Source organism: Azonexus sp., from assembly GCF_047638095.1.
Classification (GTDB): domain Bacteria; phylum Pseudomonadota; class Gammaproteobacteria; order Burkholderiales; family Rhodocyclaceae; genus Azonexus.
On sequence record NZ_JBLJBW010000049.1, the window covers coordinates 1 to 16633 of the forward strand.

The window sequence follows — 16633 nt, forward strand, 5'->3', positions numbered from 1 at the left end:
GAGAACATCGACCGGGTGGTGGCGCACGAATATTTCCACAACTGGACGGGCAACCGCGTCACCTGCCGCGACTGGTTCCAGCTTTCCCTGAAGGAAGGGCTGACCGTCTTCCGCGACCAGGAATTCGGGGCCGACACGCACGACCGGCAGACCGCCCGCATTCGCGAGGTGCGCGGTCTGCGCGCCGCGCAGTTTCCCGAGGACGCCGGGCCGATGGCGCATCCGGTGCGTCCGGCCTCCTACATCGAAATCAATAATTTCTACACCGCCACGGTGTACGAAAAGGGGGCCGAGGTCATCCGCATGATCCAGACCCTGATTGGTCGTGAGGCTTTTCGTGCCGGCATGGATGAATATTTCTGCCGCCACGACGGGCAGGCCGTCACCTGCGAGGATTTCATCGCCGCCATGCGCAGCGCCTCCGGCTTCGATTTCAGCCAGTTCATGCGCTGGTATCGCGAACCCGGCACGCCGCGCGTCAAGGTGAGCGCTTACTACGATGCCGACGCCCGCAGTTACAGGATCGCCTGCGAGCAGAGCAACCCGCAGGCGAGCGACGATCAACCCTACCTGATCCCGCTGCGTGTCGCGCTGTTCGATGCAAGCGGCCAGATGCTGCCGAACAGCGAACGCACGTTGTTGCTTGATGAAACCCGGAAAAGTTTCGTGTTCGAGGACATCGTCGCGCCGCCGGTGCCGTCTTTTCTGCGCGATTTTTCGGCACCGATCACGCTTGATTTTGCCTACACGCCGGAGCAATTAAGCCTTTTGCTGGCGCACGAAAGTGATGCTTTCAGCGCTTGGGAAGCCGGGCAACGCCTGGCTGGCGCGCTGATTTTTGCCGCCATGCGGGCGCAGCAAGCCGGGCAAGCCTCACCTGCGCCGGAGGTTTTCATTGCGGCCTGCCGTCATCTTCTGCACAGGCAAAGCGCAACTGCGCCGGCTTTTGTCGCCGAGGTGCTGAGCTTGCCCAGCGAAGCTACGCTGGCCGAACAGTTGCCCGCGCCGATCGACCCTGGTGCGCTGCATCGGGCGCGTAACGGGCTGCGCCAGCGTCTCGCTCAGGCGTTGGAAACGGTGTTTCTTGCCACCTATGAAGCCCTTGAAAATCGGGAAAGTTACTCCCCCGATGGTTTGCAAGCTGGCCGGCGGGCCTTGCGTAACGTTTGTTTGAGCTATTTGCTGGAGCGGGCTACGCCAAGTTATCGCGCGCTCGCGCTGCACCAACTGCGTAGCGCCGACAACATGACTGACCAGTTCGCAGCGCTGGCGGCGCTGGCCAATCTGACGGCGGCGGATGCTTCTGAACACGAGATAGCGCTCGCCGAATTTTACGCACGCTGGCAAAACGAGCCATTGGTCGTTGATAAATGGCTGCAAGTGCAAGCCGCCAGCCGCCGGCCGGATACGCTTGCCCGGGTGCGCGCGCTGTCCGAGCACGCCGGTTTTGATGCCGCGAATCCGAACAAGATTTATGCCTTATGGCGCACTTTCGGAGCAAATTTCCTGCATTTTCATGCTGAAGATGGCGCGGGCTATGCTTTTCTTGCCGAGAAAATCGCTTTTTTGCAGCAGAAAAACCCGCAGGTCGCCTCCCGCCTGGCGCGCGCCTTTGACCGCTGGCGTCAGTTCGACCTGGCGCGTCAAGCACAGGCCCGAGCCGCGCTGGAAACTGTGCTGGCTTTGCCCGATCTGGTCAGTGATGTGCGCGAAGTGGTCACCCGCGCTTTGGCGAGTGCGCCGGAGAGGTCTTGAACATTCTGTTTTTCATGTCAACCGAAAAGCCGCCCGTGGCGGCTTTTCGATGATGTTATTCAGCACAATTTCCGTGCGAATAGGCCGGGTTGGGCTTAGTGATGCGTCGGCGTCGTTGGCCAAACCTCGCGGGTGGTCGATTCGATTCCGCTCATTTCGGCGAAACACCCCTCCAGCGGGCACTGACGATTTTTTGGGCAGGCGTGATCACGCGCGCATTCACCCTGCGTCAAATCCATCAATACCATGGCGCGGGCAGCCTCACAGCGGGCAATGGGAGCGTCAAATATGGACATGGCTATCTCCTTGTGGGCAGTGAATGGGCAGTTGAACTATAGCCGAGTCTGGGGTTTTGTCTAGTTGCCGGGGGCGGCGAGGTTTCTGGAATGAGCGCGCAGACTCTATGGTTTTTGTCGCCATAGGGCAGATAAAATTGTGCTTCCCAGAGGCAGCGGATAGTTTTGGCTTGGGTTGTCGAGCACAGGATTGGCCGGTTTGCTGCGTATTTCTCTGGAATCCAGGCGCTGATTGCGCCGCCCTTTTATGGAAAGCTGCCTGCAATGAGCCATCTGATTCCTGCGAAAAAACCGCGCGCTAAAAAACACGCCGATTTATTACAACTGAAAGCCGAATTGGCCTGGATCAAGCCCGCGATCTGGCGGCGCATCTTGGTGCCGGAATCGATTACCTTGGGTAGCCTGCATGACGTCTTGCAAGTTGTATTCGGGTGGGACGATGGGCATATGCACGAATTCAATTTTGGCAACGAGCGTTTCGGCATTCCTGATCCGGAGTTCGATTGGGAACCGGTGCGATCGGAGGCGCGTGTTCAGCTCAAAACCGCCCTGGGCGGTATGGTTTCGTTCAAATATATCTACGACTTTGGAGATCACTGGGAACATCGGATCAAGGTCGAAAAGAGGCTGCCAGGTGATGCGGATTTGAGTGACCGAGCCACGCTGCTTAAGGCCGTCAATGCCGCGCCGCCTGAAGATGTCGGTGGCGCGCCAGGTTACGAGGCTTTTGTCAGCATCATGGCGGACCCTGCGCACCCCGAATACGGCGTAATGTCGCAGTGGTGCGGCGGTCAGACCTTTGACCCGAAATTCGTCGACACCGTCGCCATCAAGCTTGCGTTGCAGGATCTAAAAATCTGATTCAAGGTGGGAATTAAACGAAGTTTTGTTTTCGATTGGCTTTGCTGACCGATCAGCTGCGGACAAGCCGTAAATTGCCTTCCAAACAGAAAGCAACACGGCACCGGCGGGTGGAAGCTGCGGGTTTGCTCAGCCGCGGCGTGTCTGCAGCCAGGCGAGTAGTGCCTGGCCGGAGAGGCTGAGTGCCGCCTGGTAACGTTCTGCGGGCAGGGCGTGTTGCAGGGCGGCAAACAGTTCGCGCGTGCCGTCTTGCGCGCCGCCGGCCTCGCCGTGTTCGAGCAAGGCGATTTGCAATGTCGCCATGCTGTCCGCCAAGAGCCGCCAACCGTATTCCGGCATTTGCGTATCGAGCGCCAGCATCAGGCTGCCGAGCACCTGTGTGATGGGGCGCGCTTCCTGCGCATTGGTGCAGGCTGCCATGGCGTGCCAGAGTGCCAGGTGAATGTTGCGGCGCAGCGCAATTTTTCCATCGATGGCAGCGCTTTCCTGCGTTGAAAGAGCTGCAAAATACTGGGTAAAGCGCGCCTCGGCCTGGGTTTCCAGCGGCGTGCGCAAATTGCCCATGAGGGCGGACAGAGGCGGAATCGCCTGCAGCCGGAAAGCCTGGGTGTACGCCAGCCCCCAGGCATCCAGGGCGTAAATCAAAAGTGCCAGACGGGCGGCTTGTGCCGATGGATCGCTGCCCTCGTCCACCCAGGCGTGAATGGCTTGCAGCCCAAGGGTCAGCGCTGCTTCATTGTCGTTTGTCTCTGCGTCTACCGCCTGGCGAAACAGCTGGCCGAACACATCCTGCGCCAGCGCCACACCGGCGCGCTGGCTGGCGGGATCGATGAGGGAAACAAGGGGGTCAGAAAATTCCAGAACGGCGCTCATAGTTAAGCCAGGTGAAAAATTGCATTGTCGCATGCGCCGAGTTTTACTTCCTCCGCTTGCCCGATGTCGGCGCGCTTGAGGAAGGGTTCTCTCGCATATCTGCGCGCTGGCTGGCACAGGCAGGTATGCCAGATCAGGCGGCGAGCAGTTTTTCCATGGCGGCGAACATTTCCCGCTCTTCAAAGCGCACGTGGGCGTTCATCAATTCGGCAAAGCGGGTAAGACCGGAGGCACCTTGTTGCGGGAGTTGGGCGATCAGGGCGCGGAATTCGGCGTGCTCGGCGAGGGTGCGGTCAACCAGGGCGTTTTCTCCTGCGGCGGCCAAGCGTGGGAGGAGGTCGCGTTCTTCGGTTTGAAAATGGGGTTCGAGCTCTTGGGCAAACACCGTGCAGCACTCGGCGATCATGGCGTCTTGTTGCGCGCTATCGCCGGAGTCGCAGGCGCGACGGCAGGCCAGAGCGAGTTTCAGGGCGCGATAGTGCTCGCGCGAAAGGTCTTGTAGGGCGGTGTGGCGTTTCATGGCTTTCTCCAGGAGTAGGCGGCGCGGGCAGTTTAGTGTTTTGGAAAATTCCCGCTTTGATTTAGCCCGCTTCTGGCGGTGAAGCGCAGAAGCGAGAGGGCGGTGCCGCCGCGGCATCGGGGTTCGGGTTAAAATTGCGCCATGACTGCCTTTAATCTGACCAATAACTTCCTTATCGCCATGCCAAGTCTGGAAGATCCTTACTTTGCCAAGGCTTTGATTTATGTCTGCGAGCACACTGCAAACGGTGCTCTGGGCATTATTGTCAATCGGCCGCTGGAGCTTAATCTGGCGAGCTTGCTGGAGAAGGTCAATATCAACGTCGAATGCCAGGAACTGGCGCAGCTGCCGGTCTATTTCGGTGGCCCGGTGCAGATGGATCGCGGCTTTGTGCTGCATCGTGCGGGCGGTCGTTGGCAATCGACTTTGGCAGTCAGCGCGGAAGTTGCCCTTACCAGCTCGCGCGATGTGTTGAATGCTGTGGCCAAGGACGGTTCGCCTTCGGAAATCATCGTTTCTCTGGGTTACTCCGGCTGGGATGCCGGGCAGATTGAAGAGGAAATGGCGCAAAATTCCTGGCTGACGGTGCCGGCCAGCGCCGATATTTTGTTTGATCTGCCGCCGGAAAGCCGTTTGCCCGCCGCCTTGCAAACGCTAGGCATCAGCTTCGCGCAACTTTCCGATATCGCCGGACACGCCTGAAATGGCGACTGTGCTGGCGTTCGATTTCGGTGAAAAACGCATCGGCGTCGCCACCGGCGAAACCCTGCTTGGCACCGCCCATCCGCTCACCGTCATCCACGCCGAAAGCAATGCCCAGCGCCTGGAGGAAATCGGCAAACTGGTGGCCGAATGGCAGCCGCAACAGCTGGTGGTGGGCCTGCCCACCCATGTCGACGGCACGCCGCACGCCATGACGGCGTTGGCGACGAAATTTGCCGAACGCCTGCACAAGCACTTTGCCCTGCCCGTCGCCCTGGCGGACGAGCGCCTGACCTCGCGGGATGCCGAAAGCCGCCTGCGCGAAACCGGGCGGAACGCCAAATCCGCCAAGCCGCTGCTCGATGCCGTGGCCGCCCAACTCATATTGCAAACCTGGATGGAGAGCGCCGCCCATGTCGCCCCCTGATATTTCACCTTTGTCCTTGCCCGATGCCCAGGCGCAATGCCGGCAGTTGGCCGAATTGTTACGCCCGCTCTTGCCGAAAAATCCCGCCCTGGTCGGAATTTACAGCGGCGGTGCCTGGATTGCGCAGCGCTTGCGCGAGTTATTGGATTTGCCGGAAGAAATCGGTTTGATCGACGTATCGTTTTACCGCGATGATTTTGCCGTCAAGGGGCTGCATACCAAGGTCAAACCCACCATCATTCCTTTCGACGTCGAAGGCCGCCACATCGTCCTGGTCGATGATGTGCTCTACACCGGGCGCACGACACGGGCGGCGATCAACGAGCTTTTCGATTACGGTCGCCCGGCGGCGATCGAGCTCGCCGTGCTGGCCGATCGCGGCGGGCGGGAATTGCCCATTGCGGCAAACTGGAAAGTCTGGGATGTCCATCTGGCCCCCGGGCAAAGTCTGCAACTGGGCAAAAATGATGCCGAACAACTCACCTGGAGGCTGCAGCATGCATAACCCGCAGTTGAACACACATGGCGAGCTGATCCACCTGCTCTCCACGGAAGGTTTGCCGCGCCCCATCATGGAGCAGATTCTCGATACCGCCGAATCCTTCATGGAAATTTCCACGCGGGCAGTGAAAAAAGTGCCGCTGCTGCGCGGCAAAAGCGTCTTCAACCTCTTTTTTGAGAACTCCACGCGCACCCGCACCACCTTTGAAATCGCCGCCAAACGCTTGTCGGCCGACGTGCTCAACCTCGATATTGGCCGCTCCTCGACCTCCAAGGGCGAAACGCTGCTCGACACCATCGACAACCTGTGCGCCATGGATGCCAACCTGTTTGTCGTGCGTCACGCCACCTCCGGCGCGCCCTATTTGATTGCTGAACACCTGCAGCGCATCGGGCGCAACGATATTCATGTGGTCAATGCCGGCGACGGACGCCACGCGCACCCGACGCAGGGCCTACTCGACATGTACACCATCCGCCATTTCAAGCAGGATTTCAGCCAGCTGCGGGTGGCCGTGGTGGGCGACATTCTGCATTCGCGGGTGGCGCGCTCGGATATCCACGCGCTGACCACGCTCGGCGTGCCGGAAGTGCGCGCCATCGGCCCGGAAACCCTGCTACCAAAACACCTCGACAAACTCGGCGTGCAGGTGTTCCACGACATGAACGAAGGCCTGCGCGATTGCGATGTGATCATCATGCTGCGCCTGCAAAACGAGCGCATGAACGGCGCGCTCCTGCCTTCGGCTGGCGAGTATTTCCGCCATTACGGGCTGACGCCGCAAAAGCTGGCGCTGGCTAAACCGGATGCCATCGTGATGCACCCAGGGCCGATGAATCGCGGTGTGGAAATTCATTCGGTGGTGGCGGACGGACCGCAGGCCGTCATCCTCAACCAAGTCACTTTTGGTATCGCTGTACGCATGGCGGTGATGAGCATCGTTGCGGGGAATTAAGCTATGAATCTCGAAATCAGAAATGGCCGCGTCATCGATCCAAAAAACGGTATCGACCAGAAAAATCTGTCCGTGTTCATCAGCGGTCGGCGCATCGCCGGCGTCGGTGCCGCCCCCGCCGGTTTTGAAGCCAGTGAAAGCATCGATGCGCAGGGTTATGTCGTCTGCCCGGGCTTTGTTGATCTGGGTGCCCGCCTGAACTCCATCGAGGCCGAGCTGGCCGCGGCTGTTGCCGGTGGCGTCACCAGCGTGGTGGTGCCGCCCGATGCCGATCCGCCGCTCGATGAACCGGAACTGGCCGACCGCCTGGTGCACCGCGCCAAGGAAATCGGCAAGGCGCGCGTCTACCCGCTGGGGGCGCTGACCCTGGGTTTGCAGGGCGAGCGCCTGACCGAAATGGCCGGGCTGAAAAAAGCCGGTTGCGTGGCATTCTCGCAAGCCAAGGTCGCCGTGGTCGATACCCAATCGTTGATGCACGCCCTGGAGTACGCGGCATCTTTTGGTTTTACCGTCTTTTTACATCCCCAGGATTACTATCTGGCGCGCGGCGGTAACGCGCATGACGGCGAGGTTTCTGCCCGTCTGGGTTTAAGTGGCATTCCGGTCGCCGCCGAAACCATCGCCATTGCCACGCTCACCCAGCTCGTGCGCCATACCGGCTGCCGCGTGCATCTCACCCGTCTGTCTTCCGCAGCCGGGGTGACGATGGTCGAAGCCGCCATGGCAGAAGGTTTGCCGATCAGTTTTGACATTGGCGTGCATCACCTCTTGCTGACCGAGTACGACATTGGTTTTTTCAACCCGCAAGCCCGTTTTTTGCCCCCCTTGCGCACCGAACAAGATCGCAGCCGCTTGAGCGCCGCGGCGCGCCTCGGCCAAGCCGCCATTTGCTCGGATCACACACCGCTTGCCGCCGACGACAAAATGATGCCTTTTGGCGAAGCCAAGCCCGGCGCAACGGGCCTGGAAGTGCTCTTGCCCCTGCTCTTGAAATGGGCTGCGCAAGAAAAGGTCGATCTTTCTACGGCGCTCAAGCGCATCACCTGCGTTCCCGCTGATCTTCTGGGTTTGGCGGCGGGCAATCTGAACGTCGGTGCGAGCGCTGACCTCTGTATTTTTGATCCCGATGCGCAGTGGCTGCTGAGCCCGGAAATCCTGAAAAGCCGTGGCAAAAACTCGCCCTGGCTGGGCCATCCGATGTTGGGGCGGGTGTGGAAAACCCTGGTCGGCGGACGTGTGGTTTATGGCTAAGCAAACTGTTTTGCCCGGGTAAAAATGCTAATGACATAAACAAATTATTCCAATAGAATGTTTGTGGCGGCAACTTCGCCGTCCTTACTTACCTGTTCAAACATTCTGGAGGAAACACGCAATGAAACGTTTGTCAGTACGTCTCTTCACCTTGTTGTTCGGCTTGTTTGCGGCGGTCAGCCTGGCCTTCGCGGCAGTCAATCTCAACACGGCGACGGTCGCCGAACTCGATGCAGTCAAGGGCATCGGCCCCAGCAAAGCGGCGGCCATCGTCGATTACCGCAGCAAGAACGGGCCGTTCAAAAGCGTCGATGAGCTAGAAAACGTCAAAGGCTTCGGTAAAAAAAGCGTTGAAAAACTGCGCCCGGAGCTGAGCGTCGGGGCGGCACCGGTGAAAACGGCGGCCAAAGCACCGGCCAAGAAGTGAAAATCGGGCCAGAAAAGGCTTGAAACGGCATCTGCGGCGGGAATTTCCCGCCGTTTTTCGTACACCTGACTCCAGTTGAAAACCCCGACCGAAAGACTGGGTTGCATTCGCAGCGACTGGCTGGGGGAGGCAAACCCGCAACCAATTTTTATGGCGACAGATCTGAAGTGCTGTTGCGAGTCAGTGGCTCAGCAGCGCGGCCAGTTGTTCCGGGGTAACGGTGTCGATTTCGATCCGTTTTTGCCGTGAACTCTGGCCGCTTTTCAGGCGCAGCTGTTGTCGGGGAAGGGCCAGAGTTTCCGCCAGAAAACGCAACAGGGCTTCGTTCGCCTTGCCATCGACCGGCGGTGCGGCCAGGCGGATTTTCAGTGCATCACCGTGCAAGCCGGCGCAGGCGCTGATTTTTGCGCCGGGTTGAATGTGCAAACTGAGCACTGCGCCGCCCGTAGGTGTGAGGCGATACCAGGACATGGCTCAAACGCTTTTTTCCAGCGCCGGAAAAACTGCTCGGGCGTTGGCATCGCACTGCGCGATCAGCGCATCGGTTGGCATCTGGCGTAACTGCGCCAGTTCCGCCGCGATGCGCGGTAATTGCGCCGGGCTGTTGCGCCCACCCTGCAGCCAGACGGGGGCGATGTCTGGGGCATCGGTTTCCAGAACCATGGCGCTTAAAGGCAAGGCGGCTGCCAGGGCGCGGATGCGGCGCGAACCGGGGTGGGTCAGCGCGCCGCCAAAGCCGAGTTTGAAGCCGAGCGCGATAAAGGCATCGGCCTGTTGCCGGCTGCCGTTGAAGGCGTGCGCCACACCGCCGCGTACCCGATGGCGCTGCAAAGTCTGTAAGCTGGCTTCGACCGCGTGACGGCTGTGCAGTATGACGGGCAGATCGAATTCGCGGGCCAGTTGCAGCTGGGTGACGAAAAAATCCATTTGCTGTTCGTGGTCAGCCTGAGGCAGGTAGAAGTCCAGGCCAATTTCACCGACGGCGACCGGGTGCTCGTGTTGCAGCATGGCGCGCAGCGCCGGCAAGTCATCGCCGCCGGTTTGCGCGACAAACAAGGGGTGGATGCCGTAGGCCGCATAGGTTCCGGGCAGGCGGGCGAGGATTTCTTTTTGCCGGGCAAAACCGGCGGCGCGGACGCCGGGAATGATGTAGTGCGTCACACCGCAACGGCGTGCTTGCGCATGCACCGCGCTCAGATCCGTGCTGAATTCATCGGCATCGAGGTGGCAGTGGGTGTCGATCATTCGGGGGGAAAAACGGCAAGCGGCCGGATCAGGGCGCGAGAAACGGGAAATCCGGGCTTGGGCGCTTGCCGGCGATCAGGTCGGACAAGGCCGCGCCGGAGCCGCAGGCCAGGGTCCAGCCCAAGGTGCCGTGGCCGGTGTTCAGCCATAGATTAGAGAGACGGGAACGGCCGATGAGCGGCAGGTTGGAAGGCGTGGCCGGGCGCAGGCCGCACCAGAAATCGGCTTCGCCGGCAATTTCCAGCTTGGGGAAGAGCTGGCGCGTGCGCCGCAAGAGCGCGTGGCAGCGCAGCGGGTCGAGCTCGCGGTTGTAGCCGTTGAATTCGGCCGTGCCGGCAATGCGCAGGCGATTACCCAGGCGCGAAAACACCAGCTTGTAGGCATCGTCGGTCAGACTGACGTAAGGCGCGCTGTCGGGGTTGGCCAGCGGCAAGGTGGCGGAATAGCCCTTGGCCGGGTACACCGGCAGATGGACGCCGTGCGGGCGTAGCAAGAGGGGGGATTCGCTGCCCAGCGCCAGAACATAGGCATCAGCCGTGCGTAAGCTTGCGCCCTGCGGGCCGCGTGTCACCACGCCGGCGATGCGCCCGCCAGCGGTAGCCAGGCGTTCGATGTGAGTGTCGTAGCAAAATTCGACACCGGCGGCTGCGCTGTGGGCGGCGAGCGCTTGTGTGAAACGATGGGCGTCCCCGGATTCGTCGCTGGCGGTGTAATCGCCGCCGACCAGCAAATGCGCGGCGGGGGCGAGCGCCGGTTCGAGTTCCAGGCAGGCGGCGACATCGAGCATTTCACGCGCTAGGCCGTGGCGGGCCATGACTTGACGCGCCCCAAGAGAGGCTGCCATGTCTTGCCGGCTGGTGTAAAGGTGCAGGATGCCGCGCTGCAACTGGTCATAGTCCAGAGCGAGCTGGGCGCGCAAGTGCTGTAACTGCTGCCGGCTGTAGAGCGCCAGATGCACGATGGCCGCAATGTTTTTTTGCGTGCGCCCGGGCAGGCATTCGCGCAAAAAACGCAAACCCCAGGCCCATTGCGCGGCATCGGCGCGCCAGTGCCAGCGTAGCGGCGCATCGCGTTTGCCCAGCCATTTCAGGAGATTGGGCAGAACGTGCGGATTGGCCCAGGGTTCGGCGTGCGAGACGGAAATCTGGCCACCATTGGCAAAGCTCGTTTCCAGGCCAGCGGCTGGCTGGCGGTCGATGACGCTGACTTGATGCCCGGCGGCCTGCAGATACCAGGCGCTGGCCGTGCCGGCAAGGCCGGCCCCGAGCACCAGAATGTTCAAGCGCTCTCTCCGCGTTCGCGGGCGATGCGTAAAACCTCCTGAATATGGCGCACGTTGCGCATGATCAGGGCGAGGTGCTTGCGGTCATTGACCTTGATGGTGAAATGCAAGGTGGTGACATGGCCGTCGGGATCGGCCTCCATGGCCATGTGTTCGATGTTCGAGCCGGCGTCCGAAATGGTGCTGGCCACTTGCGCCAGCACGCCGCGCTGGTTTTTTACTTCGACGCGCAGACGCAAATCGAACATGCGGCCCTCTTCCGGCTCCCAGTCCACGTCCAGCCATTTGTTGGGTTCATCCTTGCGCGATTTGAGGATGCTGGGGCAATCCATGGTGTGCACCACCATGCCGCGACCTTTGCGGATGGAGCCGACGATGGGGTCGCCGGGAATCGGCTGGCAACAGGTGGCGAGCTGAATGGCCAAACCCTCGTTGCCGTGAATGGCGATGGTGCGCCCGCTCATGCCCTGTACGCTCATGTCTTCGCGGGCGAGCAGACGGCGCGCCACCACTGAGGGCAGACGCTTGCCCAGGCCGATGTCGGCATAGACTTCTTCGATGCTCTGTTGCCCACTGGCGCGAACCAGGGTTTCCCAGGCGGTGCTGGGGATGGAAATGGGAACGACGCCTAAAGAAAGGAGTTCCTGGCGTAGCAAGCGCTCACCCAAGCGGGCCGATTCTTCTTGCTGGGTAATGCGCAGCGCTTGCCGGATGCGGCTGCGCGCCCGCCCGGTTTTGACGTAGTTGAGCCAGGCGGGGTTGGGCTTGGCGTCTGGCTCGGTGATGATTTCGACCAGGTCGCCATTTTTCAATTCACTGCGCAGCGGTGCCAGCTCGTGATTGATCCGCGCTGCCGTGCAGCGGTTGCCGACATCGGTATGCACGGCATAGGCGAAATCGACCAGGGTGGCCCCCTGCGGCAAGGACATGATGCGGCCCTTGGGGGTGAAAACATAGACTTCGTCTGGAAAGAGATCGACTTTGACGTCTTCGAAAAATTCCGAGGAGGTGCCGCCGCCGCGTGTTTCCAGAAGCGATTCCAGCCATTTGTGCGTTTTGATCTGCAACTCGGCGCAGCTTGCTCCGGCATCTTTATAGAGCCAGTTGGCCGATACGCCGTCTTCGGCGACGCGGTGCATTTCGCGCGTGCGAATCTGCATTTCCACCGGCACGCCGTAGGGGCCGATCAAGGTGGTGTGCAAGGATTGGTAGCCGTTGGCCTTGGGCAGGGCGATGTAATCGCTGAATTTGCCAGGGACGGGTTTATACAGGGTGTGCAGCGCGCCGAGTGCGAGGTAGCAGCCGGGGACGTTATCGACCAGTACGCGAAAAGCGTAGGTGTCGAGCACTTGCGAGAAGGATTGCTGGCGGTCCTTCATGTGGCAGAAAATGGAATGCAGGCCGCGTTCGCGCCGCAATACTTCGGCCACCACGCCGGCATGGGCGAGTTTGTCGCACATCGCCTGGACGATGCGCGTTTGCGTCTCCTGGCGGTGCGCCCGCGCACTGCGCAGCGCTTTGCTCAGCACGGCGGCGCGGTGCGGGTGGATGAGGTGAAAGCAGATGTCGCGCAATTCCTGGTAGAGCTTGTTCAGCCCCAGGCGCAGCGCAATCGGCGCATAGATTTCCAGGGTTTCGCGGGCGATGCGGATGCGTTTGTCGCTGCGCATCGAGGCCATGGTCTGGATGTTGTGGTGGCGATCCGCCAGTTTGATCATCACTACGCGCAGATCGCGCGCCATGGCCATCAGCATTTTGCGGAAATTTTCAGCCTGCGCTTCTTGGTAGGAGTTGAACTCCATTTTGTCCAGTTTGGATAAACCATCGACCAGCTCGCCGACTTCCTTGCCGAACAATTCGCTGAGTTCGGCCTTGCTGGTGCCGGTGTCCTCCATGGTGTCGTGCAACAGCGCGGCGCAGACGGCATCGGCATCCATGCGCCAATCGACCACGGTGCCGGCAACCGCCAGCGGGTGGGTGATGTAGGGTTCGCCGGAGGCGCGCTTCTGGCTGGCATGGGCCCGCGCGGCGAAATCGAAAGCGCGCTTGACGCGTTCGATCTCATCCGGTGATAGGTAATCGAGGCTGTCGAGGAAGACGCTATAGGCGTCAGCCTCGTAGTTGGCGGGGAGTTGCGGCGCAGGGTCCATGCGGCGTGCTCCCCGAAGGCTCAGGCTTGGCCGCGGTTGAGCACTTCCAGGCCGACTTTGCCGACGGCCATTTCGCGCAAGGCGATCACGGTAGGCTTGTCTTTATCGACTTCGACCAGAGGCGTCGAGCCATTGGCGATCTGGCGGGCGCGGTGGGCGGCGGCCAGGGTCATCTGGAAGCGGTTGGGGATTTTTTTCAGGCAGTCATCAACGGTAACGCGGGCCATGGGCAACCTCAAATCAATGTTCAAGCAAAGTGGCAAACAAGGCGCTGTGATCTGCCTTTTGCCGTGCCAGACCGAGACGGGCGCTGTGTACGACGGCGCTCAGATCATCGATGGCCTGGTTTAATTGGTCGTTAATAATAACATAGTCGAACGCCTCGATATGGCGCATTTCCTCACGGGCAGCGGCAAGCCGGCGTTCGATCACGTCGGCGCTGTCCGTGCCGCGGCCCGATAGGCGCTGCGCAAGTTCGTTCAGCGAGGGGGGCAGGATGAAGATGCCCAACATCTCTGGAAACTGTTGGCGGACCTGCTGCGCACCCTGCCAGTCGATCTCCAGCAGGATGTCGCGCCCGGCACGCAGTTGCTCGCCGATCCAGGTTTTCGAGGTGCCGTAGAAATTGCCGTGCACTTCCGCCCATTCGAGAAATTCGCCGGCGGCGATCATCGCCTTGAAGCGGGAGGCATCGATGAAATGGTATTCCCGCCCGTTTTCCTCACCCGGGCGCGCCGCGCGGGTGGTGAAGGAAATCGACAGCTGCACTGCCTTGTTGCGTTCGAGCAGGTGGCGCACCAGGGTGGTTTTGCCCGCGCCGGAGGGGGCGGTGACAACGAATAGAGTGCCGGCAGACATGCAGTACTTTCAGGAAGGGCAGGCGAGAGATGTTAACAGTTTTACCGCCCGCCTGCCCTGCCTGTTCAAGGTTTTAGCCGAACAAGCCGCCTTTTTTCAGCATGCTCAGGCCTTGCGACAGCAAATCACCGCCCTGCGGCAACTGGCCGTCGGGAGTGAGCTGGTCGATCAGGCCGGGCAGTACGCTGGCCAGGTTGCCGGAGGCTTCCTGGGTGCCGACGCCGAGCTGTTTGGCCAGTCCGCCCATGAAATCATTGCCCAGCACCGAGGTAAGTTGATCTCCCGAGACCGGCAGGTTCTTGCCCGTGGATACCCAGGAATTGACGATGTCACCCAGGCCGCCTTGTTGAAAAGCCTGCACCAGGCCAGCGATGCCGCCCGGAAATTTGTTGATCAAAGGCAAAACGATGTCGAACAAGCCGTTATCGCCGCCTTTTCCACCGAGTGCGCTGGCGGCCAGATTGCCGACCACTTGATCGAGAAGTCCCATGTTTCATCCTTCGTGTTAAAAAGCGAAGTGCGCATGGTAAAACCGCTATGGGTTTTCGTGCGTTAAGAAATGCAAAGTTTGGTGTGCGAGATTTTTTGGAGAAATTGCGATGGCTACTTTGTTTGATCCGCTTCAGCTCGGTGAAATTACCTTGGCAAACCGCATTGTCATGGCCCCTTTGACACGCAGCCGGGCGGCTGAGGGTAATTCCCCCGGGCCGCTGGCGGCGCAGTATTACGCGCAGCGTGCCAGCGCCGGCCTGATCATTGCCGAAGCCAGTCCGATTTCAGCGATGGCGCAAGGCTATCTGGATACGCCGGGAATTTGGTCCGAGGCCCAGGTGGGGGCTTGGCAAAAGGTGACCGAGGCCGTACATGCCGGCGGCGGCAAGATCGTGCTGCAACTGTGGCACGTCGGGCGTGTTTCCAACGGCAGCCTGTTGCCGGACGGCGCGGCCCCCGTGTCTTCCACGGCCCAGCCGGCACAGGCCAAAACCTTCACGCGCGAAGGTTTTACCCCGGTCTCCGCGCCGCGCGCCCTGCGCGATGATGAAATTCCCGCCCTGCTCGAAGACTACCGTCGCGCCGCCCGCAACGCCCGCGCCGCCGGTTTCGACGGGGTGGAAATCCATGCCGCCAACACCTATCTGCTCGAACAGTTTCTGCGCGATAGCATCAATGACCGTAGCGGCCCCTACGGCGGCGGCATCGAAAACCGCGCCCGTCTGGTTTGTGAAGTGGCCGCGGCGATCTGTCAGGAAATCGGTGCCGGCCGCGTCGGTATCCGCTTGAGCCCGCTCACCACCTTTGGCGGCGGCACCCCGCGCGACAGCGCCCCGCAGGCGCTCTACGGCTATGTCGTCGAACAGATGGCGCGGCTGGGGCTGGCCTATGTGCACATGATCGAGGGCGAAACCGGCGGCGCGCGCGAACCGGAAGGCGTCAGCTTCGACTACGCCGCCCTGCGCCGCAGCTTCTCCGGCGCGTGGATGGTCAACAACGGCTACGACAAGGCGCTGGCGGAAGCCGCAGTGGCCAGCGGCAAGGCCGACCTGGTCGCTTTTGGCAAAGCCTTCATCGCCAATCCCGATTTGGTCGCACGACTGTGCAGTGATGCCGCACTGAATACGCCGCATGTAGCAACGTTTTATGGCGGCGGGGCAGCGGGATATACCGATTACCCACTGTTGAATCCGGCGTGAAAGTGAATGGGCCCGCCGCTGCCTCGGGCTTATGTGCGGGGCGTGGCGGGCGTTTCGTCCGAGTGTTGCTCGTCGACATAAAACCACCGCCCCGCCTCTCGCACAAACCGGCTGATTTCGTGTAACCGCTGCCCCCGGCCAGCGAGGCGGTAGCGGGCGATGAATTCCACCGTGGCGTGGGTTTCGTCTTGCACGGTGTGAGCGCGCACTTCCAGGCCGAGCCATTGGCTGCGGTCATCATTCAGGTCGAAAGCTTCGGGGCGGCTGCCGGGGTGCCAGGTGGCGAGCAGGTAATCGGCGCGGCGCTGGGCATAGGCAGCGTAGCGGGAGCGCATCAGGGTGAGCGCATCGGCGGCCTGGGTTTGGCCGTCGTGCAGAGGCTGGCAGCAGGTGGCGTAGGGCTGGCCGCTGCCGCAAGGGCAGCCGGTTTCCGGCGCGTTTTTCAGCGCATTTTTTAATTTTCCCACGGCGGGCTGTCGGTGCTGGCGGTATGGATCGCGTTCGCGGGGGCTTCCTGCATTTCGCCGCCCAGGGCGTCGGTGAGTTGCGGCAGGAAACGGGCAAGTTCGCCGGTCATCAGGGAAAAATCGGCGGCGAATTGTTCTTCGGCGTGCTCGGCGGCTTTTTCGGCTTCTTCTTTCAGCAGGTCGAGGAAGGCCAGCCGCTTGATTTCGAGTTTTTCGGTGAGGATGAAAGAGATGCGCTCGTCCCAGGTCAGCGCCAGCCGGGTCGGCAGTTTGCCGGCGGCGAGGTGGGCGCGGATTTGTTCGTCCATGCCGTCGCCGTCGAGCGGGTGGCGCACGTAGCGCACGGCGGCTTTTTCTTCGGCCACCGATTT

The 16633-nt window shown here is 61.0% G+C and carries 21 protein-coding genes; 9 read left to right on the plus strand and 12 right to left on the minus strand.

From position 1 onward, the window contains the following. Window positions 1–1755 (plus strand): aminopeptidase N (pepN, locus tag ACM62Q_RS11110; protein ID WP_415036543.1); only part of this gene is annotated, 1755 nt, incomplete at its 5' end. Window positions 1756–1850: 95 nt separating this feature from the next. On the opposite strand, the gene ACM62Q_RS11115 is transcribed toward pepN, so the two are convergent. After that, the gene (locus ACM62Q_RS11115) at window positions 1851–2051 is read right to left on the minus strand and encodes a hypothetical protein (RefSeq protein WP_415036545.1); all 201 of its coding nucleotides are present in this window, start codon (window positions 2049–2051) and stop codon (window positions 1851–1853) included. Between the two features lie 165 nt (window positions 2052–2216). On the opposite strand from ACM62Q_RS11115, the gene ACM62Q_RS11120 reads away from it, so the two are divergent. Then, a complete protein-coding gene (locus ACM62Q_RS11120) occupies window positions 2217–2912 on the plus strand; it encodes a plasmid pRiA4b ORF-3 family protein (RefSeq protein WP_415036547.1) in 696 nt (231 codons plus the stop codon). Window positions 2913–3041: 129 nt separating this feature from the next. On the opposite strand, the gene ACM62Q_RS11125 is transcribed toward ACM62Q_RS11120, so the two are convergent. After that, window positions 3042–3785 carry a hypothetical protein gene (locus ACM62Q_RS11125; RefSeq protein ID WP_415036549.1) on the minus strand — a complete coding sequence of 248 codons (744 nt, stop codon included), beginning with the start codon at window positions 3783–3785 and terminating at the stop codon, window positions 3042–3044. A 133-nt stretch (window positions 3786–3918) separates the two neighbouring features. Next, window positions 3919–4305, minus strand: a complete 387-nt coding sequence (locus ACM62Q_RS11130; protein WP_415036551.1) for a hemerythrin domain-containing protein — start codon at window positions 4303–4305, stop codon at window positions 3919–3921. 141 nt (window positions 4306–4446) lie between these two features. Here ACM62Q_RS11130 and ACM62Q_RS11135 point away from each other — a divergent pair, with 141 nt between their 5' ends. The 6 genes from ACM62Q_RS11135 (at window position 4447) to ACM62Q_RS11160 (ending at window position 8569) form a co-directional block, all read left to right on the plus strand. After that, the gene (locus ACM62Q_RS11135) at window positions 4447–5007 is read left to right on the plus strand and encodes a YqgE/AlgH family protein (protein ID WP_415036553.1); all 561 of its coding nucleotides are present in this window, start codon (window positions 4447–4449) and stop codon (window positions 5005–5007) included. Between the two features lies 1 nt (window position 5008). Beyond that, window positions 5009–5434 carry a Holliday junction resolvase RuvX gene (gene ruvX / locus ACM62Q_RS11140; RefSeq protein WP_415036555.1) on the plus strand — a complete coding sequence of 142 codons (426 nt, stop codon included), beginning with the start codon at window positions 5009–5011 and terminating at the stop codon, window positions 5432–5434. Beyond that, window positions 5421–5939, plus strand: coding sequence for a bifunctional pyr operon transcriptional regulator/uracil phosphoribosyltransferase PyrR (pyrR, locus tag ACM62Q_RS11145; protein ID WP_415036557.1), 519 nt, complete (start codon window positions 5421–5423; stop codon window positions 5937–5939). The genes ruvX and pyrR overlap by 14 nt, the downstream gene beginning before the upstream one ends. Beyond that, entirely contained in the window at window positions 5932–6891 is a 960-nt protein-coding gene (locus ACM62Q_RS11150; protein WP_415036559.1) for an aspartate carbamoyltransferase catalytic subunit, read from the plus strand. Before pyrR ends, ACM62Q_RS11150 begins: the two co-directional genes overlap by 8 nt. A 3-nt stretch (window positions 6892–6894) precedes the next feature. Beyond that, entirely contained in the window at window positions 6895–8142 is a 1248-nt protein-coding gene (locus tag ACM62Q_RS11155) for a dihydroorotase (RefSeq protein ID WP_415036561.1), read from the plus strand. Window positions 8143–8263: 121 nt separating this feature from the next. Then, entirely contained in the window at window positions 8264–8569 is a 306-nt protein-coding gene (locus ACM62Q_RS11160) for a ComEA family DNA-binding protein (protein ID WP_415036563.1), read from the plus strand. A gap of 180 nt (window positions 8570–8749) precedes the next feature. Here ACM62Q_RS11160 and ACM62Q_RS11165 read toward each other — a convergent pair whose 3' ends face one another. From ACM62Q_RS11165 to ACM62Q_RS11195, 7 genes are all read right to left on the minus strand, one after another. Then, entirely contained in the window at window positions 8750–9040 is a 291-nt protein-coding gene (locus tag ACM62Q_RS11165; RefSeq protein WP_415036565.1) for a DUF167 domain-containing protein, read from the minus strand. 3 nt (window positions 9041–9043) lie between these two features. Beyond that, window positions 9044–9814: a TatD family hydrolase gene (locus ACM62Q_RS11170; RefSeq protein ID WP_415036567.1), complete on the minus strand. Its 771-nt coding sequence runs from the start codon at window positions 9812–9814 to the stop codon at window positions 9044–9046. Between the two features lie 28 nt (window positions 9815–9842). Next, window positions 9843–11096 (minus strand): D-amino acid dehydrogenase, encoded by a 1254-nt coding sequence (locus ACM62Q_RS11175; RefSeq protein ID WP_415036569.1) that lies wholly within the window; start codon window positions 11094–11096, stop codon window positions 9843–9845. Then, complete coding sequence (locus ACM62Q_RS11180) at window positions 11093–13246, minus strand: RelA/SpoT family protein (protein WP_415036571.1); 2154 nt, start codon at window positions 13244–13246, stop codon at window positions 11093–11095. Before ACM62Q_RS11180 ends, ACM62Q_RS11175 begins: the two co-directional genes overlap by 4 nt. A 20-nt stretch (window positions 13247–13266) precedes the next feature. Then, window positions 13267–13473: a DNA-directed RNA polymerase subunit omega gene (rpoZ, locus tag ACM62Q_RS11185; RefSeq protein WP_415036573.1), complete on the minus strand. Its 207-nt coding sequence runs from the start codon at window positions 13471–13473 to the stop codon at window positions 13267–13269. A 13-nt stretch (window positions 13474–13486) separates the two neighbouring features. Next, window positions 13487–14104, minus strand: coding sequence for a guanylate kinase (gmk, locus tag ACM62Q_RS11190; RefSeq protein WP_415036575.1), 618 nt, complete (start codon window positions 14102–14104; stop codon window positions 13487–13489). A 73-nt stretch (window positions 14105–14177) separates the two neighbouring features. After that, a complete protein-coding gene (locus ACM62Q_RS11195) occupies window positions 14178–14594 on the minus strand; it encodes a YidB family protein (protein ID WP_415036577.1) in 417 nt (138 codons plus the stop codon). Window positions 14595–14703: 109 nt separating this feature from the next. Between ACM62Q_RS11195 and ACM62Q_RS11200 the strand changes: the two genes are divergently transcribed. Beyond that, the gene (locus tag ACM62Q_RS11200) at window positions 14704–15795 is read left to right on the plus strand and encodes an alkene reductase (RefSeq protein ID WP_415036579.1); all 1092 of its coding nucleotides are present in this window, start codon (window positions 14704–14706) and stop codon (window positions 15793–15795) included. A 29-nt stretch (window positions 15796–15824) separates the two neighbouring features. Here ACM62Q_RS11200 and ACM62Q_RS11205 read toward each other — a convergent pair whose 3' ends face one another. Together ACM62Q_RS11205 and rdgC are read right to left on the minus strand one after the other, a co-directional pair. Beyond that, window positions 15825–16262, minus strand: a complete 438-nt coding sequence (locus ACM62Q_RS11205; protein WP_415036581.1) for a YchJ family protein — start codon at window positions 16260–16262, stop codon at window positions 15825–15827. Further along, the coding region (gene rdgC, locus ACM62Q_RS11210; protein ID WP_415036583.1) for a recombination-associated protein RdgC at window positions 16250–16633 on the minus strand (384 nt) is incomplete at its 5' end. The genes rdgC and ACM62Q_RS11205, both read right to left, overlap by 13 nt.